The organism is Lysinibacillus pakistanensis (genome assembly GCF_030123245.1).
Lineage (GTDB): Bacteria > Bacillota > Bacilli > Bacillales_A > Planococcaceae > Lysinibacillus > Lysinibacillus pakistanensis.
The window spans coordinates 374469-394391 of record NZ_CP126101.1 but is presented as its reverse complement, the minus strand read 5'-3'; the positions used below and the strand labels follow the sequence as shown (position 1 = coordinate 394391).

26 protein-coding genes and 1 pseudogene are annotated in these 19923 nt (G+C 34.9%); 8 read left to right on the top strand and 19 right to left on the bottom strand.

Features of this window, described 5'->3' with window-relative positions; all coding sequences use genetic code 11:
• Positions 1-3: 3 nt before the first annotated feature.
• The 11 genes from QNH24_RS01915 to QNH24_RS01865 all read right to left on the bottom strand — a co-directional run bounded on the left by QNH24_RS01915 (position 4) and on the right by QNH24_RS01865 (position 5890).
• A complete protein-coding gene (locus tag QNH24_RS01915; RefSeq protein WP_283870497.1) occupies positions 4-801 on the bottom strand; it encodes a PD-(D/E)XK nuclease-like domain-containing protein in 798 nt (265 codons plus the stop codon).
• The gene (locus QNH24_RS01910; protein WP_283870496.1) at positions 758-1642 is read right to left on the bottom strand and encodes a hypothetical protein; all 885 of its coding nucleotides are present in this window, start codon (positions 1640-1642) and stop codon (positions 758-760) included. Before QNH24_RS01910 ends, QNH24_RS01915 begins: the two co-directional genes overlap by 44 nt.
• The gene (locus QNH24_RS01905; RefSeq protein WP_283870495.1) at positions 1635-2729 is read right to left on the bottom strand and encodes a hypothetical protein; all 1095 of its coding nucleotides are present in this window, start codon (positions 2727-2729) and stop codon (positions 1635-1637) included. Before QNH24_RS01905 ends, QNH24_RS01910 begins: the two co-directional genes overlap by 8 nt.
• Positions 2729-2908, bottom strand: coding sequence for a hypothetical protein (locus QNH24_RS01900; protein WP_283870494.1), 180 nt, complete (start codon positions 2906-2908; stop codon positions 2729-2731). Before QNH24_RS01900 ends, QNH24_RS01905 begins: the two co-directional genes overlap by 1 nt.
• A complete protein-coding gene (locus QNH24_RS01895) occupies positions 2909-3301 on the bottom strand; it encodes a hypothetical protein (RefSeq protein ID WP_283868974.1) in 393 nt (130 codons plus the stop codon). It abuts the gene before it with no gap.
• Positions 3302-3318: 17 nt separating this feature from the next.
• The gene (locus QNH24_RS01890) at positions 3319-3468 is read right to left on the bottom strand and encodes a hypothetical protein (protein WP_283868975.1); all 150 of its coding nucleotides are present in this window, start codon (positions 3466-3468) and stop codon (positions 3319-3321) included.
• Positions 3440-3919 (bottom strand): hypothetical protein, encoded by a 480-nt coding sequence (locus tag QNH24_RS01885; RefSeq protein ID WP_283868976.1) that lies wholly within the window; start codon positions 3917-3919, stop codon positions 3440-3442. Before QNH24_RS01885 ends, QNH24_RS01890 begins: the two co-directional genes overlap by 29 nt.
• Positions 3920-4152: 233 nt before the next feature.
• Positions 4153-4671, bottom strand: a complete 519-nt coding sequence (locus QNH24_RS01880; RefSeq protein WP_283870493.1) for a hypothetical protein — start codon at positions 4669-4671, stop codon at positions 4153-4155.
• A 198-nt stretch (positions 4672-4869) separates the two neighbouring features.
• Positions 4870-5478 carry a BRO-N domain-containing protein gene (locus QNH24_RS01875; protein ID WP_283870492.1) on the bottom strand — a complete coding sequence of 203 codons (609 nt, stop codon included), beginning with the start codon at positions 5476-5478 and terminating at the stop codon, positions 4870-4872.
• Positions 5475-5660, bottom strand: coding sequence for a helix-turn-helix domain-containing protein (locus QNH24_RS01870; RefSeq protein ID WP_283870491.1), 186 nt, complete (start codon positions 5658-5660; stop codon positions 5475-5477). The genes QNH24_RS01875 and QNH24_RS01870 overlap by 4 nt, the downstream gene beginning before the upstream one ends.
• Before the next feature lie 5 nt (positions 5661-5665).
• Positions 5666-5890 (bottom strand): helix-turn-helix transcriptional regulator, encoded by a 225-nt coding sequence (locus tag QNH24_RS01865; RefSeq protein ID WP_283870490.1) that lies wholly within the window; start codon positions 5888-5890, stop codon positions 5666-5668.
• Between the two features lie 188 nt (positions 5891-6078).
• Between QNH24_RS01865 and QNH24_RS01860 the strand changes: the two genes are divergently transcribed.
• The 4 genes and pseudogenes from QNH24_RS01860 to QNH24_RS01845 all read left to right on the top strand — a co-directional run.
• Positions 6079-6477, top strand: coding sequence for a helix-turn-helix domain-containing protein (locus tag QNH24_RS01860; RefSeq protein ID WP_283870489.1), 399 nt, complete (start codon positions 6079-6081; stop codon positions 6475-6477).
• Positions 6478-6616: 139 nt separating this feature from the next.
• Positions 6617-6835 carry a helix-turn-helix transcriptional regulator gene (locus QNH24_RS01855; RefSeq protein WP_283870488.1) on the top strand — a complete coding sequence of 73 codons (219 nt, stop codon included), beginning with the start codon at positions 6617-6619 and terminating at the stop codon, positions 6833-6835.
• 198 nt (positions 6836-7033) lie between these two features.
• Positions 7034-8227, top strand: a complete 1194-nt coding sequence (locus QNH24_RS01850; protein WP_283870487.1) for a tyrosine-type recombinase/integrase — start codon at positions 7034-7036, stop codon at positions 8225-8227.
• 481 nt (positions 8228-8708) lie between these two features.
• Positions 8709-8948: pseudogene (locus QNH24_RS01845) on the top strand (IS3 family transposase); the annotation flags it as partial.
• 1031 nt (positions 8949-9979) lie between these two features.
• Here the strand turns inward: QNH24_RS01845 and QNH24_RS01840 are convergent.
• Both QNH24_RS01840 and QNH24_RS01835 read right to left on the bottom strand, forming a co-directional pair.
• Positions 9980-10432, bottom strand: a complete 453-nt coding sequence (locus tag QNH24_RS01840) for a hypothetical protein (RefSeq protein WP_283870485.1) — start codon at positions 10430-10432, stop codon at positions 9980-9982.
• Positions 10433-11178: 746 nt separating this feature from the next.
• Positions 11179-12360, bottom strand: coding sequence for a NupC/NupG family nucleoside CNT transporter (locus QNH24_RS01835; RefSeq protein ID WP_283870484.1), 1182 nt, complete (start codon positions 12358-12360; stop codon positions 11179-11181).
• 464 nt (positions 12361-12824) lie between these two features.
• Here QNH24_RS01835 and QNH24_RS01830 point away from each other — a divergent pair, with 464 nt between their 5' ends.
• Positions 12825-13286, top strand: coding sequence for a hypothetical protein (locus tag QNH24_RS01830; RefSeq protein ID WP_283870483.1), 462 nt, complete (start codon positions 12825-12827; stop codon positions 13284-13286).
• Positions 13287-13342: 56 nt separating this feature from the next.
• Here QNH24_RS01830 and ytxJ read toward each other — a convergent pair whose 3' ends face one another.
• From ytxJ to QNH24_RS01805, 5 genes are all read right to left on the bottom strand, one after another.
• Entirely contained in the window at positions 13343-13672 is a 330-nt protein-coding gene (ytxJ, locus tag QNH24_RS01825; protein WP_283870482.1) for a bacillithiol system redox-active protein YtxJ, read from the bottom strand.
• A gap of 344 nt (positions 13673-14016) precedes the next feature.
• Entirely contained in the window at positions 14017-14652 is a 636-nt protein-coding gene (locus tag QNH24_RS01820) for a nucleoside/nucleotide kinase family protein (protein WP_283870481.1), read from the bottom strand.
• A gap of 155 nt (positions 14653-14807) precedes the next feature.
• On the bottom strand, positions 14808-15443 hold the full coding sequence (locus QNH24_RS01815; protein ID WP_054771581.1) for a 3-oxoacid CoA-transferase subunit B: 636 nt from the start codon (positions 15441-15443) through the stop codon (positions 14808-14810).
• Entirely contained in the window at positions 15443-16150 is a 708-nt protein-coding gene (locus QNH24_RS01810; protein WP_283870480.1) for a CoA transferase subunit A, read from the bottom strand. The genes QNH24_RS01815 and QNH24_RS01810 overlap by 1 nt, the downstream gene beginning before the upstream one ends.
• Positions 16151-16258: 108 nt before the next feature.
• Positions 16259-17149 (bottom strand): LysR family transcriptional regulator, encoded by an 891-nt coding sequence (locus QNH24_RS01805; protein WP_283870479.1) that lies wholly within the window; start codon positions 17147-17149, stop codon positions 16259-16261.
• Positions 17150-17393: 244 nt separating this feature from the next.
• Here QNH24_RS01805 and QNH24_RS01800 point away from each other — a divergent pair, with 244 nt between their 5' ends.
• Positions 17394-18161 carry a MerR family transcriptional regulator gene (locus QNH24_RS01800; protein ID WP_283870478.1) on the top strand — a complete coding sequence of 256 codons (768 nt, stop codon included), beginning with the start codon at positions 17394-17396 and terminating at the stop codon, positions 18159-18161.
• Positions 18162-18237: 76 nt separating this feature from the next.
• Here QNH24_RS01800 and QNH24_RS01795 read toward each other — a convergent pair whose 3' ends face one another.
• Positions 18238-18876 (bottom strand): LysE family translocator, encoded by a 639-nt coding sequence (locus tag QNH24_RS01795; protein ID WP_283870477.1) that lies wholly within the window; start codon positions 18874-18876, stop codon positions 18238-18240.
• Positions 18877-19175: 299 nt separating this feature from the next.
• Between QNH24_RS01795 and QNH24_RS01790 the strand changes: the two genes are divergently transcribed.
• Together QNH24_RS01790 and QNH24_RS01785 are read left to right on the top strand one after the other, a co-directional pair.
• Positions 19176-19601, top strand: a complete 426-nt coding sequence (locus QNH24_RS01790; RefSeq protein WP_283870476.1) for an SRPBCC family protein — start codon at positions 19176-19178, stop codon at positions 19599-19601.
• Positions 19598-19918 carry an ArsR/SmtB family transcription factor gene (locus QNH24_RS01785; RefSeq protein ID WP_283870475.1) on the top strand — a complete coding sequence of 107 codons (321 nt, stop codon included), beginning with the start codon at positions 19598-19600 and terminating at the stop codon, positions 19916-19918. The genes QNH24_RS01790 and QNH24_RS01785 overlap by 4 nt, the downstream gene beginning before the upstream one ends.
• Positions 19919-19923 lie beyond the last annotated feature (5 nt).

Genomic DNA, 19923 nt, shown 5'->3' with positions numbered 1-19923 from the left:
CACCTACTTCAAAAGAAACTCTATTTCAAATGTGTTGTTTAATTGCTTTGTAGCTCTACAGTATTCACATACTTCACACCGTTTTGGATCCTTGTTGCCTAATTTTGCGGAAATAATGCTAGGCAAACGCTCTTTTGTATATTCCAATTCAAATTCAAATCGGCTTTCGTCAAAATGCAATATAGCTTTATCTGGCGGTGTTTCCTTTGTGACTGCCACAATGTACGGAACATAATAAGCGCCAGTGTTTTGATAAATTATTTCACGATAAATTGCCATCTGTAGCACGTAATCATAGGCTTCAACGAACGAAACATACTTGCTGTACTTATCGCTCCAATAGCGCTTGCTAAGGCTCTGAGTGGTCTTTAAATCCGTGAACGTTTTTCGATCATGATTGATTGCGTCAACTTTGATTTTCCACTGGACACCGAACAATTCACCTGTATAAATAACCTCTTTTTCACCTTCCAGGGCGAACATTGCAAAACGGTCATTTTTTATCGTTTCTATCATGGAATCAGCTTGCTTAAAATCAGCGTATTTCCCACCTCGCGTATTGAAAATAATGCCTCTGTTTTCTTCCACAAACTCGTCAAAAACCTGTTCACTTTCAAAGGCTGAATGAGTATAAGAACCGACTGTTAAAGCAAGAGAGGAAGGGCGTTCATGCTCGCCCTTTAACTCAGCAATTACACTAGCCTCACACTCTATCGCACTCTTAAATTGCGAGACTGACATGTAATGTTGGTTAGCTTCATTCGAGTGGTAATTCTGGCTGTTCAGCTGGAACATTTGCATCTGACTTCACCTCACCCTGTTCTTTATTGAAGTCTGCAGCTAGTCCACTTGTTTGTTGTTTGCCAATCTCCTTATTGAACCAATCTTCAACCTTAGAAACATTGTCCTTTAATGAATTTCGAATACTTGTAAGTTGTGCAAGATCGAACTCACTAAACGAACTAGCGTTATATCCAAAGTGTTCTTCAATCATTTCTTGTGTTACACCATAATTTTCTTTAAAGTGACTTAAAGCACCACTAATTCGATCTTTCAACGGTTTCTCTGATTGGCCAGCTAATGTTAAACGGCATTGCTCTACAGCCATTTCAACCACATCACCAGGGATAACACCCAAAATACAAGCTCTTAATCTTCTAGCCCCATCACTAGCTACTCGCTCATAAATATCTCTCGGATCCGTTAATTTAGTTAAGTTGCCTCGCGCACTTCGAACATGCTTAACTGTGAATATTTTCTCCTGACGCACATTCGTTTCAAGATCCCAACAATAAGCCTTTGCAACTGATTCACCGTCTCGCTGTTCTAACTCCTGGATACCGTAAGATAGGTTTCCCCAGTTTTGAGCCAATACCTCAGCTAATCGGATGGACGGCCCTTCTACTTTGGAAGAACCTCTCTTATATGCATAAGTTGCTGTAGTAGCTAATGAAGGACGTTTACAAGCATCTTGAATACGTTTTTCAGATTCAAAATAGTTTCTCGGGAATTGCTTTGCTAAGAAAATCGCACCTTTAACTTCTTCCATTTCGCGAGAAGCACTTGATTGAGCTAAAACACTTTGTTGATCCATAGTTTGTTGTGATTGAACGCCATTAAATTGTGCTGTTAAATCATTCATTGCTGCTCACCTCGTAAATAGCGTTAGTGTCGTTGATAATTACACTAAGTTCTTTTGCTGAACGCGAATCGATAGCAGTTAACATACTTTCTTCAGAGTAAATCCCTGATTCTGCAATTGTTCTATATGTTTTATCTTCTGTTTCATAAACAATCTGTCCAATCGCAAATGTTGGCTGCACCGCCTGTTCAAACTCACTAACATCTAAACCTAGCGCTCGTCCTAATGCGATAGCTTTTCCAATGTGTTCGTTGAATACGTCAGATGGATCACACTTGGCGATTCCACGAGATTGAATTCTACGGGCATTACTAACCCATTTGAACAATACAACTACTGTACGTTTTGTATCATTTACGATAAATTCTGGAATACAAACCATATCGCCTTTGAGTTTTACCCCAATTCCAGCCATTGCACGACCGTTATAGAAAGTATTGGTTTCAACAAACTTCTTCGCCTTCTCAATAATTGCAGCACGTTGTTGATTTGGTGTTAGTGGTTTAGGTTTGATTAGTTCGTAGACATAATACCCTCCGACATATTGTCCATCTACAGGATATTCAGTGCCTGAATCTGCTATATGACTCAACTTATTTTCTTCTATATTTTCACCTTTAAAAACTTTGTACGGTTTTCCATCTGTAATTTGAGGATGGCTACTTTCATAGAAAACAATTACATCACCATCATGTGCTTCACGTTCAACCTTGCGATATTGTTGTCCTTCAAATTCGATGATGTCCTCCACAGTATTAATTGTGGAAGGCTCAGTAAGTGGTGAAAAATCTATATCTTGACGACCACGTAATTCATGGACGATTAGCTTTAAATCAGCTACTTCTTGCTTTAATGGACGTAGTTCAGCTACTTCATTTTCTAATGCTGTGATTCGTTGATTTTTAGTTGGAACAATTTCAAAATGTTTATTAAAATCTTCAACATACCAATCATTCTGTTCGATATCGTTATCAAGCAAAGTTATGATTTTCCCAACGATGTTTTGAATTTTGTATACTTTACCTTGAGTAAAATGAGTATAATCTTTAATGCAAATTACCTTATCCCCAACATTAAACTTTGCCATTACAATTCCTCCTGTGGTAAAATACCAGTGTCATTTTTAAAATTTTCACGCTCGCCATTGGTTGCACCCTTTGACGAGTTTTTTTGTGCCTCAATTTGAGCATTCTGTGCGTCTTCGATGTCTTGCCAGTAATCTGATTCTCGGTCGTATACATCAGCGTGTGTGTAGCCTATACGCAATCAATCACCTCCTTCTAAAGCATTACTGATAACGACTTGTAAGCGAGTATCTACATGACAGCTTATATCTTCCAGTGCTTCACGTAGACGTTTGTTTTCTTCGCGAAATTTTTCTAGTACTGCTGTTTTCGCCCGATTATCATTACCTAAACGATTGTTATGATGGTCGATTGTACGAATAACATGGTCTTTTTTCTTGATAGTAATTTTCATTCGACCGATTTTTGTACGTAGCTTATTCGCTTCTTTTTGACCATCTAAAGCCATCATGATTAGATATTTCATATCGTTGTACATAGCTTGAAAATTAACCATTGCATTAGGTGAATCACCTAGCGTTTGATGAGTTTCATCGATTTTTTCATCGATTTGCTTAATGCGATTTAAATTCACTGCTCAAAACCTCCTATTCAATTATCAGCAGCACGTTTAAGCGCCAATGTTTTAAGTAATGTTGTATACAACACATCCTCCAACGGTTGTCCTTCAATACTGTGGATGCCAAGTTTGTTTAACTTAGAAATGACTGATTTACGCTTCAATTGCTTCATCATCGACATCTATTAAACACCCCTCATGAAATGCCTTAACTTCCTCAATCGCGTCAATGATGCCGAATACTCGTTGTTGTGCAAGCTTGTATTCTCTTTGCTTAGAAACTAATTTTTCCTCTAGCTTTTCGAATGGATATTCTTCTTCCATCTCTCCCATTTCGATTAAAATGTCATTCAGTTTGTTATGTTCTTCTCGTTGTATTTGCTCCAAATGATGAAAGAGTTTGTTCCTTTCCTCTTCAATCCTGGATTCAAATTCAGGATGTTTGAGTGCTCCTTCCAAATTTTCAATAGCTACATGTGGGCGTGTTTCGTATTGACTATCTGCCTTATCAACAAAGCAAGTATTAGACTTATCTTCATTGATTGCATATACTGATTGAACTTTTCCCGTGTCACTATAATGAATTGATAACACTGACAAATCCGTACCTTTTACGTTTAATACTGCTTGCATTCTCATAACCTCCAAATAGATTGATAGATTTACTTTTGACGTGCTGATACAGCTTTGTTAATTGCTTCACTAACTAGTGTCACAGGAACCGGATTAATTTTCATTGGACTCTCCTTTCCAACTCATTGGCTTGAAACTGCTCAATCTTTACGATGATATGGTGCCATTGTTGTATTTCAGTAGCATTTAATATCCGTGTCAATTCTCCATACCGAATCATAATTTTGCTATTACTACGTGTGATGATCTTGTTTCCGTTGGACATCTGATTCACCTGCCAATGCTTGACGTGCAATATATCCTTCATCTTCTGTTATGTCACATGAACCAGTATTTAACGCTCCATAAGGCTCGTAATGTTTTTCATCAGCGTAATATGAGAGTGCTTTACGTAATCGCTTATTTTCCTCATTTACTAAATGCACTGTTTTGATATACTCACGCTTCTGCGATTTTTCATCAGCTTTATCAACCACTAAATCCATTTGATCGATTTTCGATTGTGCTAATTCTTTCCGTAACCTCTCAACCTCTGTAATAAGCGCTGGCACATCCTCTATAGCACGAAGAATAAATAACGCGTCATTAGTTGATTGAATAATTGAACATCCATGCACTTGGATGTAATCATCTGTATCCATCCAAATTGTTGTTTCATTAGTTGAAATTCCTGCTAACGGTTCAATATTCCATGGTCCAGGTGTAGTTTTTTCAACACGCTGCTTAATGGCATTCAACTGTTCTTGATTCACCTAATTACCTCCCCTCACTTGCTTTAAAGCAGCTTGTTTTTCATCATCCGACATAGCCAGCCACTCTAGGTTGGTTGTGTTCATTTGGTTACCTCGCTTCCAGGTATTTAACGTTGCCACCGTTATATTTTGGCTATTAGTCCGAATATGCTAGTTCATTGGCTACCAGCTCAGCGCTTCTATTATTTTTTCAAAAGTTTAATGCACATATTTTTCATACACCTTTTCACTTACTGACAAGCCGAGGTTGAATTTTTCATTTGCAATCATTAGATCAACTGCATCTGTTAAAATCGGCTCACGTTCTATCAGCATTTCAGGAGACATTTGATTTTTCTTAAGCATCTTCTTGTGTCCGTGACGACTAGAAACAGCTTTGTTAGCAATAGTATTAGCTTTGATAAAATTGACCCTTGTAGGATTTTGCAATGAATCTCGTAACTTAGTCATTGCTTCCTTTTGATGCTCTTTATCTAGCATTCTGAAAATCTGAAAGCCTTCTAATCCACTCGACTGGCGAAGTGTTTTAACTACTTCAAATAGCCAATCCTCAAATGCTTCTGCTTCAGGTCTTTGCGAACGAGTTATTGCTTTGTAAATGCCTTGTTCGGATATTGCTGTAAACTTCTGGTTCATACCTGCCAATTTGACATGTGTAAGAAATTTACTTTTTAAGTGTCTTGTCATAGCAGGAGTGCTGCTGTAACAAAGAGCATCTGCAATATCTTTAGCAATCCCCCACCACTCACCTTCAATTTCCACAAAACGAATTTCATGTTCTAGCCATGTTTCTTTTTTGATGTTCATTTAGTTTCACCACCGTTTGTATCAGTAGTTAACCAATGTTCGATTGTAGGTCTATGAAATAAAATAGATCCTCTCACTTTTTTGTATGGAATCTCATTTTGACGAACCATTGTATAAACTGTTGTTGCACTGACACCTATAAATTTAGCTGCTTCTTTAACTGTTAGTGTTATTTTTTCCACAATTATCACCTCGCATCATAAAATTCGGTATCACCGAGATTTCTAGGTAAAAAAATTTGTTCAATTGACATATTAAAATAGTCTCTAAGCTTAAACATTTCGTCAGCTGTAAATTCAACTTCCCCTCTTTCCTTCATCCCATATGAACCAACGCTAATACCCAATACTTTTGCTACATGTTCTTGATAAAGTTTGTTTTTTTTACGGAGCATCAGCAAATTCCATTGCATGTATTCACCTCCCTTGCACCAATTCTATTCGGTATCACCGAATATTGTCAACAAAAAAATTCACTTATAACGAATTTTTTTGTTTTGAGTACAATATATTAATGGTATACTCTTTATAAATAAAGATAAATTAAAGGTATTAAAAATAAAATTTGATAAATATTGTTAATATAAAACGGAGGATTATGATGGATAAAATAGAAAAAGATTTAGCTATATATGTAGGAGAAAAAATTAAATTTTTTAGGAAACAAAAAAAGATGACTCAAAAAGAATTAGGTGTAAAAATCAGTAAAAGCGATAATACCATTTCAAATTACGAAAAAGGCATTATCGCTCCATCTCAAGATGCTCTATTTGCTTTAGCTGAGGCATTGGATATTAAAGTTGATGATTTGTTTCCAGAAAGAGATAATTCTGAATCTTTACATCATGCGTTGTTAGATTCAAAAGATAATCTTGCTATAAACGACATGTTATTTTTAAAACAGTTGATGGAATATATTGAAACACTTGATGAGAATAGCCGCAAACAATTATTAGGGAATATTGAAATTGCGGTTGAGCTTTTCAAAAAGCAGCATTAATTTACTGGTTTTATCATCTTTCTTGATTGCTTTATTTTTCAAATTAATAAACTCAATTAGTAATTTTATCTCTTTTTTGTTCATGCCGCGTTCCACCTTTTCTGTAATATTAAAATTATGTAAGAAATGAGGGTATCAATTGACTTATCAGGTCGGTAGATGCCATCTTCGAGAATTGCTCTTAAAAAATGATATGACACAGGTAGAATTAGCTGAAAAATTAAATGTAATGCCTCAACAGATACAACACTATATTCAAGATAATCGAGTCATGTCATTAAAAGTAGCAAAAAACATCTCTGCAATCCTTAATTGCACAATGGATGATTTGTATGAATGGATCGAAGATGGCTTTTAAGAGTAGATTTTTTCTACTCTACCTGACCTAAAATAAGTCATCTGACTTATTAAGACTATACCAAATTTCTTTTACTAAAAGCACATTTATTTTGAAAATAAGCAAATATATATAAATTTAGAATTTTTTATTTGATAATTTTTTTAAATAAGAACAAATGTTCTATGATTTAAAAAATAAAATACAGGAGTTGTTATTATGGCAAATATCGTGAAACGAGGAGAAAATTCATATCTTTTTACAGTAAGCCTTGGAAAAGATGCTAGAGGAAAATATCCTAGGGAAACAATGACATATATTGTAGAAGGTAAATTCACACCTAAACAGTTGGAAGAACATCTAAAAGGCGAATATTTAAAATTTAAAAATCAAGTGTTGTCTGGTAATTATGTACGCCCTAGTAAAATGAACTTTACTGATTTTGTAAGTGAATGGGAAAAGAAATATGCCTCTAAACTGGCTGGCACTACTTATGGTAATCATCAGAGAAAACTAACCGATCACATCACTCCAGTAATTGGACATATGGAAATGATAAAAATAAATGAATTAATAATTCTAGACCTATTAGATAACTTACAACGTAAAGATGGAAAAACAGGTGAATTATCATTTCATTCAAAACAAGATATTTATCGAACATTGCAAAGTATTTTTAAATATGCTGTGAAGTGGAAAGTCATTACTGATAATCCTATGGAAAATGTCGATAAGCCAAAAGCTGCAGATACCGAATATGATCAAAAAGAGTTGCAAGTTTATGACGAAGAGGAAATATCTCAATTGATGGAGCTAGTTCAAAATGAACCAGATCATTGGAGAATTATATTTACGTTAGCACTTGCAGCTGGCTTACGTAGAGGTGAATTGTTAGGATTAGAATGGAAGAACATTGATTTTGTTAATAATCAAATTGAAATTAAACAGACAATTGTATTAACAAAAGCTGGTCCACATATTAAAAGAACCAAAACAAAATCATCTAAGCGTGTAGTTACACTACCAATCAGTATGATGAATGAGCTAAAAGTTTATCGTAAAAAATGGGTAAAAGAAAAATTAAAATATGCAGATATTTGGGAGGAAGAAGAACATGAGTGGGTTTTTTGTAATGAAAAAGGACACCATCTTCACCCTTCTAGTCCATCAAATAAGTGGAGAAAATTTCTAATAGCAAATGAATTTAAATATATTAGGCTTCACGATTTAAGGCATACCTCTGCAAGTATATTAATTGCTCAAGGTGTACATGCTAAGATTATTTCTGAACGATTAGGTCATTCTGATATATCCATTACTATGAATACTTATGGACATGCTTTCAAATCAGCTGATCGAGCAGCTGCTGATAAATTAGAAATGCTTTTCTCCCCTCAATCCAAATCAAAGTAATTGTTGCAAAACTGTTGCAAAATTTGTTGCAAATATTAGTTAAAATATTTCAAACCACATTTATTCAAAATTTATAAACCTTAATATAACAACAATTTGGGCAACATTTTATAATATTTGTTTATGTGATTATCAGATTTGAGGAGTGGTGGTTTAAAACTTTCTATAATAACTACGGCATACGCGGCTTTTTAATTTAATCTTACAGCCACAAGGCTTTTGAGCGAATCACCTTTCATTATTGAAGGGTGATTTTTTTATGTCAAAATAAGCGTTGGGATTAAAATTCATAATAATCCTTAATATCATTTAACTCATTTCAATAATTACCCCATTTAATTATCTCCTCTTTCGCTACCATTCAAGCCAGTTTTCTATTTTTGGTCTACTACTTATTTCTGAATGACTATCCTTTTCATATAACCAAAGGTACTGGACTCCACCAAATAAATAACACTCCATTGATTTAATAGCCCTTCTCAAGATTTTCCAAAGTATGTCTCGTAAAGCAACCTGTGCAGACAATGCGACCATGGAGAACTTTTTTGGCTTACTTAAACAAGAAATGTATAACGGAGAAGAATTAATCTCTTATGAAGCGTTAAAGAAGATAATAGAGAAGTATATCGATTACTATAATAATGAGCGAATTAAACAAAAATTGGCCGGCATGAGCTCGGTAAAATACCGAACTCAAGCCAGCCAATTAGCTACACAATGAAAACTCTAACTTTACGGGGTCACTACCGTATCTGGGCTTTTTTTAGATATAACAAAATTATTTACTTTGAGACTTACTTATATTTCTCACGTAATCCATTATTAAAAATACCATCATTGTAATAATACTGTACATTAAAGTTTCTTTACTATCAAAATAATAATCGTCTTTATTATAAAGAAACTTAGAAATATTTATAATTATCGCTCCGATTAGAAAATAAATTAGAGAGTTCCTTATTAATTTCATAATTTTATTTTTCCTTATTCACAATTTGAATCTCCAGGGAATTGTTTGTCCATCTTAGTAGAACAACTTACTGCTTTTACTTCCCCTTTGGTCTGTCTTACAATTAATTGTACTTGTCCTTTACTATTAGTAGGTATATTTAATTTGCCCTCTAGCTTATAACCTGTAGGCATCTTCCAAGATGTTATAATCTCGAAATGTGGCCAGTCAATACGCCTACCAAGTTTTAATTGGACTTAGGTGAAATGTATGTTGCTGACACTTTTCCTCACCATTTTCTATATAAATAAATCCGCACTTTAGATGTACCATAACAACATACATAATGAATCTGTGCTTTTTATGCATGCGATTGTGTAAATACCCCAAAAAATATTTAGATCCTAATATTTAATGATCTTATGACCCGAAAACTGCTCAGGGTGAAAAGGATATTCGCTCGGGATAGCCCGTAATCCGCTCAGGTCGAATTGATATTCGCTCGGGATAGCCCGTAATCTGCTCAGGTCGAATTGATATTCGCTCGGGATAGCCCATAATCCGCTCAGGTCGAATTGATATTCGCTCGGGATAGCCCGTAATCTGCTCAGGTCGAATTGATATTCGCTCGGGATAGCCCGTAATCTGCTCAGGTCGAATTGATATTCGCTCGGGATAGCCCATAATCCGCTCAGGTCGAATTGATATTCGCTCGGGATAGCCCGTAATCTGCTCAGGTCGATCATATCAAGAGCACAGAAAATCACCCATCAAAGAGTAGTCTTTAGTTTAAATGCATTTCTTCATATTCTTTTCTTTAAATAAAATGAGCAAAATCCTGAAACACAAAGGCAGGCCATAAACGTCCAGAAGTTAAAAAATAAATGATTAGAAAAAGGATTTAAATAGGATATTTCATATTCAAAATATGGATTGATTTCATTTCGAAACGAAACAATTTGGTAAATCGTTATTCCTAAAATGACCACAAACACCCCTGAATAGAAGGCTTGAAATAGGTTCCTTTTTACTGAAAAACGTTCATGTATCTTTTCAAAAACAAACATCATTGCGAAGAAAAAATAAAGAATAATTAACATTGGAAGCATAACAAACATTAAGCCTGGGTTTCCATTTCCTCCAACAAAATTATCACCTGTGGGGTCGAATGAAGTAGTAGTTATTTTAGTGAGTGCAAAACCAGCAATACTTACAATTCCTGAGATAACAACACTTAGCCAAAAAAGAAAACGCATTATACTCCTCCTCAATAAGCCTACCTTGTCATTTAATCATACCTTATACCACTTTGGATAACCATTTCCGTTTATAAATTCCAACCAATTATCTAACGATGACTCACCATACACTTTGGATTGTGGAAGGCTAACCTTTTCATTTAACCAGTTAGACACAGAACTTCTTTAAGTGCTTTATCCTCCCACATCTAATTACAAGCACAACAAAAGACCAAGCTTGTTAAACTCGATCTTCTCCAAAGTAGATTAAATTTTTATTTAAGTTGTCTCAATTCTGGATATACTTCTGAGATTTTTTACTCTCTATTGTTGCATGTTCAAAAAGCTCTTTGTGTCCACAAAACTCTTGAGTATAAGAATCTTTTGTTCTGGATAGAAAAGATTTATCTTGAATATGACTATCCAATATTCATCATTTTGATAATAAAAATTAAGTTCATCACCCATTGATATAAGACTTTTTAATTTCTTTCTCAGTCAGCCTCTCAAACTGCCATTCTATTTATGTCTATGTGGATATCGGATGGGTAACTACTATTTTTTAGTTATTTATTAAAGAATGCTCTTTTTACTTCTGGGAAATTTACCAATATCCCCGTAACATTACTTTATCATTAATCATTTTAGAAAAAATTTCGAAAAGAAAATATTGTTCTACCCAGCCGTCACGAATTGCAAAAATACACCCTATATTCATAAAAAAACTGCACTCCAAATCATCAAATGGAGTGCAGTTCAAATAGCTAAATAACAAAACCAACAATTGTAGCTGTTAAGATACTAACTAGTGTGGCTCCATACAACAGCTTTAAGCCAAAACGAGCGACGATATTGCCTTGCTTTTCACTCAAGCCCTTAACTGCTCCAGCAATAATACCGATGGATGAAAAGTTTGCAAAGGATACAAGAAAAACTGAAATAATACCTACTGTATGCGCACTCATAGACTTGGCTACTTCTCCAAGGCTTATCATGGCCACAAATTCATTTGTTACTAATTTGGTAGCCATAATTCCTCCAGCAGAAATGGCATCTGCCCATGGTACACCCATGAGAAAGGCTATTGGTGCAAAGATATAACCTAAAATCCCTTGGAAAGATATACCGAATACGATATCAAATAGTGAATTGATCATATCCATTAATGCTACGAAGCCGATTAGCATAGCTCCAACAATAATAGCTACTTTAAATCCATCCATAATATATTCTCCAAGCATTTGAAAGAAAGATTGTTTATGTTCATCTTCAATCGTTAAAATATCTTCGCTTTCCTTTACACTATATGGATTAATAATGGAAACAATAATAAATCCGCCAAACAAGTTTAACACAATCGCTGTTACAACATATTTAGGTTCAATCATCGTCATATAGGCTCCAACAACTGCCATAGAAACGGTCGACATAGCTGATGCACACAATGTATACATTCGCTGTGGGGTCAGCTTATCTAATTGTTTTTTTACAGTAATAAACACTTCAGATTGACCAACCATTGCAGAAGCAACAGCATTATAAGATTCTAATTTCCCCATTCCATTTAATTTACTTAAAAATAACCCTATCCATTTCATGAAGAAAGGTAGAATTTTAAAATGTTGTAAAATCCCTATCAATACAGATACAAAGATAATCGGTAATAAAACACTAAGAAAGAATGGAGTTTCTCCTTTATTCGCTAAACCTCCAAAAACAAAGGATATGCCTGTATTTGCGTAAGATAATAAATGATCAAATACTTTTGTTATTCCTTTTATTAAAATATAACCAAATTTTGTATTTAGAAGGAATGCTGCCAATAGAAATTGGATGATTAGCATCATCAATATATTTTTATATTTTATTTCCTTTTTGTTTTTACTCATTAACAGAGCTAAACCAAAAACAAGCAGCAAACCGCAAAAAGACATTAAGTATCTCATAAATTCCCCCATATTAATTTTGAGCGTTCGACTACAAAGTCATTCTTTCATTCATTATGTCCAAATATGAAAATTTAAGAACAACCAAACTTAACACGAAATAGTCAGACGTCAGACAAATAATTTCACTATAACAGTTTTTCCACTACTATTTCAATAGTTTTTAGGAAAAATAAATGCTGCCTGGTTTTGATTTTTTAACTCAATATAACTTTGTTTTTCTTCAAAAACCTAAAAAAACGATGACAAGTTATTCCTGTCATCGTCTCTGCTTATAGTTCTCTGTTAATTGTAATGTGTGATATAATAACGCGGCAAATTTGGGCATTCGTTTGAAATAAAATTATCATCTCTTTTTAGGTATAAAAACTTGTCCAACTACTTCAACTAAAAGCAGAAAAACTTCCTTCATCTTGTATAATTAACCTTCATTTTGTGCATATATGGTAGTAACAAGGGAGGTTATGATATTGAAAAGGTTATTTTATATGTTTTTACTTGCTACACTATTATTGTCAGCGTGTGGAAAAAATACGGCACCTAAGGAAGCAGCGGTTGATAGCAATACTTCAATTGAAGATATAGTGAGTGCGACTGTCAAAAGTAAATTTACAGTGGAAGATACAAAGGGAATTGTTACAATTTCCATTCAAGATGATGATGTAAAACAGGGCTCAAAAAGTCAAATGTTAAAGGATTCTGCGAAAATATTTGCTGAGCTATCAAAATTAAAAAGTGTTAAAACACCTTCCATTATTTGGTCTGCTCCGTTAACAGAACCAGGCGGCGCTGAAGATATGACCGAAGTATTAAATATATATTTTAGCGAGGAAGATTTTAGAAAGGTCAATTGGGCGAACTATTCCCAACTTAATTTAGAATCGATTGCCTCTCACTATCACCAAAATGAAGCCTTAGGGCAATAAATAGCTTTCAGTAAAGAAGATACCCTATTATGTATAATGAAGAGTATCTTCTTTATTTATTTAACATACATACTAATGGCTTCAGAAAGAAGTAATTGCTTTATCTTATAGTGGGTTGCCTGCCAAACTCCCTTCCCTCCCTGTAAAATTAAAAACTGGGGGGATTCATGCCTCACCTCAAGTTCCTTCTCGATCATTTTTGATACCTCCCTATCCTTTTGTACGATAACTACATACTTCGGCAGCATAGTTTCCAGTGCTTTAAATTCTTTTAATGCCGATATGCTACTAAAGCAAGTCATGCTATATTTTAACACTAGGCACGGCGTATGGCTCGATAGCTGTAAAACATCTTTCCACTCTTCTTTGGTCATTATTCGCTTCATGCTGAAACCTCCATATTATTGTCTTACTGTATTATATACCGTAATGGGTATTCGTAGCATTTCCATAAGAAAAACGAGCCTACACTGAATGTATAAGCTCGTGCCATTAATAATTTAATTAGATTCCTTCTGTTCAATAAAACTAGGCGCTAGCTATTGGAGCTTTATTCATGATTCTTTTTCCATCCTACGACTCCTCCCATTTGCATTAAATGATTTCCTATTTGCTGTATTGTTTCAATACTTGTATATAGGTACATGTAGATTATCCTTGGTTGGTGCTAGACATGGACTTCCCTCTAAATGCTCCGTAAACTCTATAAATTCCCATATTCATGCTCAATTCAGTAAATAGTGGATTTAACTTCATAAACTGAATCTACTACAGCTAATGGATTTTCTTTCGTTAAATAATACTTCTCTGCCGGCCAATATCTTTTTTTATATTTATGCAGACGTGTTATAAAATCACCTATATACACATCTCGTTGTAATACTCTTTCCTCTCTAATAGTTGAGGGACAGTCTATATACAAGCGATAATCATAAAAGCTCCTCCACTCATGACGCATAAGAAATATCCCTTCAATTATAAAAATACTATTAGCTTCTATGTTCATATCTCTTTCGCAAATTGTATCTGTATGCTGATTATAAAATGGAAGAGAAAGGTGTAAAGCACGATTATGTAAGGGTAAAAATAGATTATTTATTAAGCTTTCAATATCCCATTGTAAATAATAATATTCAAACCATTCCTCATGGCCCGTATCATAACGTTTACATCTTTCTACGATATGATTATCAATATGAATAAGTGTCACAGTACATATAGATTGAAGCTCCTCTACAAGGTGATGTGCTATAGTAGACTTGCCAGCCCCACCTAATCCATCAATTGCTACAATAAAAGGTCTATCTGTAGCAGTTCTCCATTTAAAACGCTGAATAATTTCCTCTTTTACATCTAGGACATCCATCAATAAAACACTCCTTGGATAATCGATTACGTTTCAGGGTTTTTCGAGTTCGCGCAAAAAGCTCCTCTTCAAAATCCGTGATGTCCCCCGGGGCTTTAGTACTTCTTCTAAATCAAACTAAAATAACCAGCCCTAAAAAGAACTGGTTACACTGATTATAATGCAATACTGAATGAAGCAGCTGTTTTTTCCTTTACTTCCTCTATAGTGACACCCTCAGCCAATTCGATAAGCTGCATGCCATCCGTTGTAAAGTCGAAAACAGCGAGATCTGTAATTAATCGATGTACTACCCCCTTACCTGTCAACGGAAGCTCACATTGCTTTTTAATTTTAGATTCTCCATTTTTATTAACATGCTCCATGATCACGATAACCCTTTTCGCACCGACAACAAGGTCCATGGCACCTCCCATGCCCTTGACCATTTTCCCTGGAATCATCCAGTTTGCAAGGTCGCCTGTCTCAGATACTTCCATACCGCCTAAAATAGCAAGATCAATATGCCCTCCTCGAATCATCGCAAAAGATTCCGCACTATCAAAGAAAGAGGCACCTGGTACAGCTGTTACTGTTTCCTTCCCAGCATTTATTAAATCAGGATCAACCGCTTCCTCCGTTGGATAAGGACCAATTCCAAGTAAACCGTTTTCTGATTGTAAAAGCACATCATAATCAGCAGGAATAGCATTTGCAACTAATGTTGGCATACCAATACCTAAATTAACATTCATCCCATTTTGTATTTCTTTCACAGCTCTATTGACGATTCTTTGTCTTGTATCAGCCATTAAGCTTCCCCCTTTTTCACCGTCAAACGCTCAATACGCTTCTCATAATTTTCCCCTAATAAAACGCGTTGTACAAACACACCAGGTGTATGAATATGATCCGGATCTAATTCTCCCACTTCAACGATTTCCTCTACCTCTGCTATTGTAATTTTCCCTGCCATTGCAGCTAGTGGATTAAAATTACGGGATGTTTTCCTGAACACTAAATTCCCTAGCTTGTCTGCCTTCCATGCTTTGACAAGTGCAAAATCAGCAGTAATTCCTTTTTCTAAAATATACTCCCTGCCATCAAAAACTTTTACTTCTTTTCCTTCAGCAATGGGTGTCCCCACTCCGGTAGCCGTGTAAAAGCCAGGAATTCCAGCCCCACCAGCTCGCAAACGTTCCGCCAATGTTCCTTGTGGTGTTAATTCTACTTCGAGTTCACCACTTAAAAATTGCTGTTCAAAAATTTTATTTTCGCCTACATAGGATGCAATCATTTTATTTATTTGTTTATTCGCTAGTAAAAGCCCCAATCCCCAATTATCAACGCCACAGTTATTGCTGACAACTGTTAAGTCCTTTATGCCCTTTTGCACTAAAGCAGCTATAGATTTTTCAGGAATACCACATAACCCAAAGCCTCCTACTGCTAATGTATCTCCATCTTTTATATCTGCAACGGCTTCCTCAAACGAACTCCACACTTTCCCGTTCCCCATAATCGAAACCCCCTTAAATTGCTCGTTTATTAAGAAAAATTCTACCCTATTGCTATTTTATAAGTAAAGGAATTAATTAGAATATTACTTATTCCTAAAATGCATAAATCATTTTTTACTTGCCACTTCTCTACTAATACTATTCAGTAATTGCTTTAATGCAAAAGATTGATATGTATTCTTCTTTGTAATAACGCCTAAACGCCATGGCATATCAAAATCTTTTAAAGGTATAATTTTTACGTTGTTATTTGTTTGCTTAGCTGCAATTGAATAGGGTAATAGTGTAATACCTAAATTTGAGGATACAAGCTCTACAATTAAATCCCATTGTGAGCTTTTATAGCCAATGATTGGTGTAAATCCAGCAGTATTACATGTATTAATGACATAATCATGTAGTGTAAATTCCTCCGTAAAGATAATGAAGGTCTCATTTTTTAAATCCTCTAATTGAATATATTTCTTCAGTGCTAATGGATGGGAATCATTAATAAATACAAAAAATTGATCCTCTACAAAGGGTTGGACGGAAAATTTCCGTTCGTCTGTAGGCAATACAACAATTCCAATATCGACTTCACCATTTTCAACGAGTGTTCCGATCATTTTAGCGCCACGTTCCACAAGCTCTAGACGCACCTTTGGATATTGCATATGAAAATTTCTTGCGATGTCTGGGAAAAATAGAGTGCCAATTAATGGCGGGATACCTAATTTAATTGCACCCGTCTGAATGTTCAATAAATCGTCCAATAAAATATGTAATTCCATTACAGAGCCCATTATTTTTTGACCCTGTTTATAAACAATACTTCCTGCGTCAGTTAATTCGACATGGCGTGTAGAGCGATTTAACAATTCTACTCGCAGGGTTTCCTCCAATTTTTTAATGCTTTTGCTTAAAGAAGGCTGTGAAACAAAGGATTCACTTGCGGCCTTTGTAAAACTCCCATGTTCAACAACTGCCATAAATGCTTTTAAATCTCTTAATTCCATATTTAAGCCCCCTATTTATTCCAATTTATTATAAAAATATAGCTATTTCCCCTTTTTAATAATACATTCTCTCTTTACTTCACAAATCCTTTATATAAGGCTTCCTTATACGAAGGAGGAGAAGTATTGCAAACGGAAGAAGCCATTTGGAATAAACGTTAAAAAGGAAATCCTAAAAATAGTTTGCTTCTCACGTTACGTTAGCTTTTACAATAAACATAACATGTAATAGGGAGGTAAAATAATGTACACTCAATATTCAATTGGAGAATTTGCCAAAAAAACAGGCATGACCATTCGAACTTTGCATTATTACGATGAAATTGATTTATTAAAACCATCCTTTATTTCTCCAACTGGCAGAAGATTTTATTCAGATGAAAATATTATACAACTGCAAAAAATTGTATCCTTGAAATTCTTAGGCTATCCATTGGAAAAAATCCATGCATTAATCCATTTAAAAGAATGGGATTTAAAAGAGTCACTTGAATTTCAAAAACAAGAAATGCTCCAAAAAAAGGAACAACTTCAACAAGTCATTCGTGCCCTAGATCATGCCTTATATATAATGGACGAGCAAGGCACTATGAACGCAAATATCTTTATGATGCTTATTCATAATATGCATAAAGAAGAGGAACAGAAAGAATGGATGTCCAATTATTTTCCAAAAGAAATGGTTGAAAACATGTTTAAAGTCCCTGATGAAAAGCTTAAAGAGCTAAATCTGGAAATGGCTGAGCTTTTTAGTCAATTGAAGGCAGCATATGGTCAGGATCCGGCTAATCCGAATGTTCAGGCGCTTTTGGAACAGTATTTTGATTTATCTCTAGAGTTATACCCTAATGCAATTGAGCTTGTGGAAAATGTAAAGGATGAAAATATTGAATTTGAGCAGGATACACAACTCTTCCCCTCGCCCCTATCGCCTGAGGAAGAGATATGGCTTGGTCAGGCTATGCAAATTTATTGGAACAACAAGGGTATTAATCTCCAGGTAGATGATTAAAAGTCTTTTTTACTGAAATACTAAAAAAGTCGATTTGCATCACATTTTTTTGTGGCAAATCGACTTTTTATTATAATCAATGGGCTTTTTCCAAAGCTAGTTTAATCCCAAAGCCAATTAACACAATGCCTGTTAAACCTTCGATAACAGCCTTTGTAGTTGGCTTTTTCATAAATGCACTAATTTTATCTAACAAGTAAACATAGAACACAAACCAAATCCCTGTTAAAGCAGTGTATATTAGCCCCATTATAAGAAACGGCATGAATGTACCGCTCGTGCCATCTACAAATTGAGGTAAAAATGTTAGGAAAAATACGGCTACCTTAGGGTTGGTAACATTTGTTAGAAAGCCTTGCTTAAAGCAAGAGTGCTGTGAAAATTTATGATCAATTTGTGTTTCATCTTGAACTACAGGAGATTGCGTGCGGATTGTCCGTAAAGTCCATAATGTCTTGACACCTAAATAACATAAATACACCGCTCCGACATACTTCAAAATGGCAAATACATAGGCGGACTTCACAATAATGGCAGACAGTCCAATCACCGCTGCAAAAGTATGAATTAACAGCCCACAACAGGAACCAAGTAAAGTTTGTAAGCCACCCTTCCTACTTACGGTAAGTGTATTTTTCGTGGCAATTGCCGTATCTGGACCTGGTAAAATAATTAGTAAAATACACATTATCAAAAAGACCGATATGTTCACCATTTCAAGCCACCCTTTTCTGAAAATTATAAAAATAATTTTACCATAAGGACGATATTGTAGAAAAGGTCATTTAGGAATTTAAATCCGTTTTCGCCCATTTCACTCTAAAGTACACTTGCAAGTAAGGTTAACTTTGAAAACCGTAAACATCATCTACATAATAGTAAGAAAAATTGATTTAACCTAGTATCTATTTTTGAAAAATGCGAATCATATTAAAAATAATTGACATATAACCATAAGGTGTTATATATTCATAACACCTTATGGTTATATTTTTGAAAAGGAGTTATGAGAAAATGACTGAAAAGCTAGACAATATTGTGAAGGTAATAAAACTTAATGCACCAATTGAAAAGGTGTGGGAGTCAGTTACAGATGCTGAAAAGATAGCTACGTGGCTGATGCCAAATGATTTTAAGCCAATTGAAGGACATCCATTTACGATTCAATCTCCTTTTGGTCCTTCGCCATGTAAGGTGGAGCAAGTGAATGCTCCCAATTTTGTACGTTTCGCTTGGGATACAGATGGCTGGTTTGTAACATTTGAGCTAAAAGAGCTCGGTGAACAAACAGAATTTACGTTAACACACGGTGGCTGGAAGGAAGCATCACACATTATTCCGAAAGCGAATATACCAGCTGAAGCTGTTCGTAAAACTATGGATGGTGGTTGGACAATGATTGTTACTCAAAAATTAAAGGAAACTGTGGAATCACAATGACGCAGCCTGCAGTAAAATATGATGTATTTCAAGCAATTGCTGATCCAACAAGACGTCATATCCTACAACTGCTAGCCTTACGTAATAAACCGATCTCATTAATTGCTGAAAATTTTGCGATCAGTCGTACTGCTGTTGTTAAGCATTTAACTATTTTAGAGCAAGCTGAGCTAGTATCTGCACAGAAAAAGGGCAGGGAAAAAATTTATACATTGCATGTTGAAAAGCTGAAGGAACTTGAGGATTGGTTACAATACTTTGATTTATTCTGGGATAATAAATTAGCACAGCTACAAAACATGGTGGAAGAACAATAAAAAGC

Coding starts and splice junctions, on each gene's coding strand:
- QNH24_RS01915 (WP_283870497.1), bottom strand. CDS start 801: ATGCAAATGTTCCAGCTGAACAGCCAGAATTACCACTCGAATGAAGCT.
- QNH24_RS01910 (WP_283870496.1), bottom strand. CDS start 1,642: ATGAATGATTTAACAGCACAATTTAATGGCGTTCAATCACAACAAACT.
- QNH24_RS01905 (WP_283870495.1), bottom strand. CDS start 2,729: ATGGCAAAGTTTAATGTTGGGGATAAGGTAATTTGCATTAAAGATTAT.
- QNH24_RS01890 (WP_283868975.1), bottom strand. CDS start 3,468: ATGTCGATGATGAAGCAATTGAAGCGTAAATCAGTCATTTCTAAGTTA.
- QNH24_RS01885 (WP_283868976.1), bottom strand. CDS start 3,919: ATGCAAGCAGTATTAAACGTAAAAGGTACGGATTTGTCAGTGTTATCA.
- QNH24_RS01875 (WP_283870492.1), bottom strand. CDS start 5,478: ATGAACATCAAAAAAGAAACATGGCTAGAACATGAAATTCGTTTTGTG.
- QNH24_RS01865 (WP_283870490.1), bottom strand. CDS start 5,890: ATGCAATGGAATTTGCTGATGCTCCGTAAAAAAAACAAACTTTATCAA.
- QNH24_RS01860 (WP_283870489.1), top strand. CDS start 6,079: ATGGATAAAATAGAAAAAGATTTAGCTATATATGTAGGAGAAAAAATT.
- QNH24_RS01850 (WP_283870487.1), top strand. CDS start 7,034: ATGGCAAATATCGTGAAACGAGGAGAAAATTCATATCTTTTTACAGTA.
- QNH24_RS01840 (WP_283870485.1), bottom strand. CDS start 10,432: ATGCGTTTTCTTTTTTGGCTAAGTGTTGTTATCTCAGGAATTGTAAGT.
- QNH24_RS01835 (WP_283870484.1), bottom strand. CDS start 12,360: ATGAGATACTTAATGTCTTTTTGCGGTTTGCTGCTTGTTTTTGGTTTA.
- QNH24_RS01830 (WP_283870483.1), top strand. CDS start 12,825: ATGATATTGAAAAGGTTATTTTATATGTTTTTACTTGCTACACTATTA.
- ytxJ (WP_283870482.1), bottom strand. CDS start 13,672: ATGAAGCGAATAATGACCAAAGAAGAGTGGAAAGATGTTTTACAGCTA.
- QNH24_RS01820 (WP_283870481.1), bottom strand. CDS start 14,652: ATGGATGTCCTAGATGTAAAAGAGGAAATTATTCAGCGTTTTAAATGG.
- QNH24_RS01815 (WP_054771581.1), bottom strand. CDS start 15,443: ATGGCTGATACAAGACAAAGAATCGTCAATAGAGCTGTGAAAGAAATA.
- QNH24_RS01810 (WP_283870480.1), bottom strand. CDS start 16,150: ATGGGGAACGGGAAAGTGTGGAGTTCGTTTGAGGAAGCCGTTGCAGAT.
- QNH24_RS01805 (WP_283870479.1), bottom strand. CDS start 17,149: ATGGAATTAAGAGATTTAAAAGCATTTATGGCAGTTGTTGAACATGGG.
- QNH24_RS01800 (WP_283870478.1), top strand. CDS start 17,394: ATGTACACTCAATATTCAATTGGAGAATTTGCCAAAAAAACAGGCATG.
- QNH24_RS01795 (WP_283870477.1), bottom strand. CDS start 18,876: ATGGTGAACATATCGGTCTTTTTGATAATGTGTATTTTACTAATTATT.
- QNH24_RS01790 (WP_283870476.1), top strand. CDS start 19,176: ATGACTGAAAAGCTAGACAATATTGTGAAGGTAATAAAACTTAATGCA.
- QNH24_RS01785 (WP_283870475.1), top strand. CDS start 19,598: ATGACGCAGCCTGCAGTAAAATATGATGTATTTCAAGCAATTGCTGAT.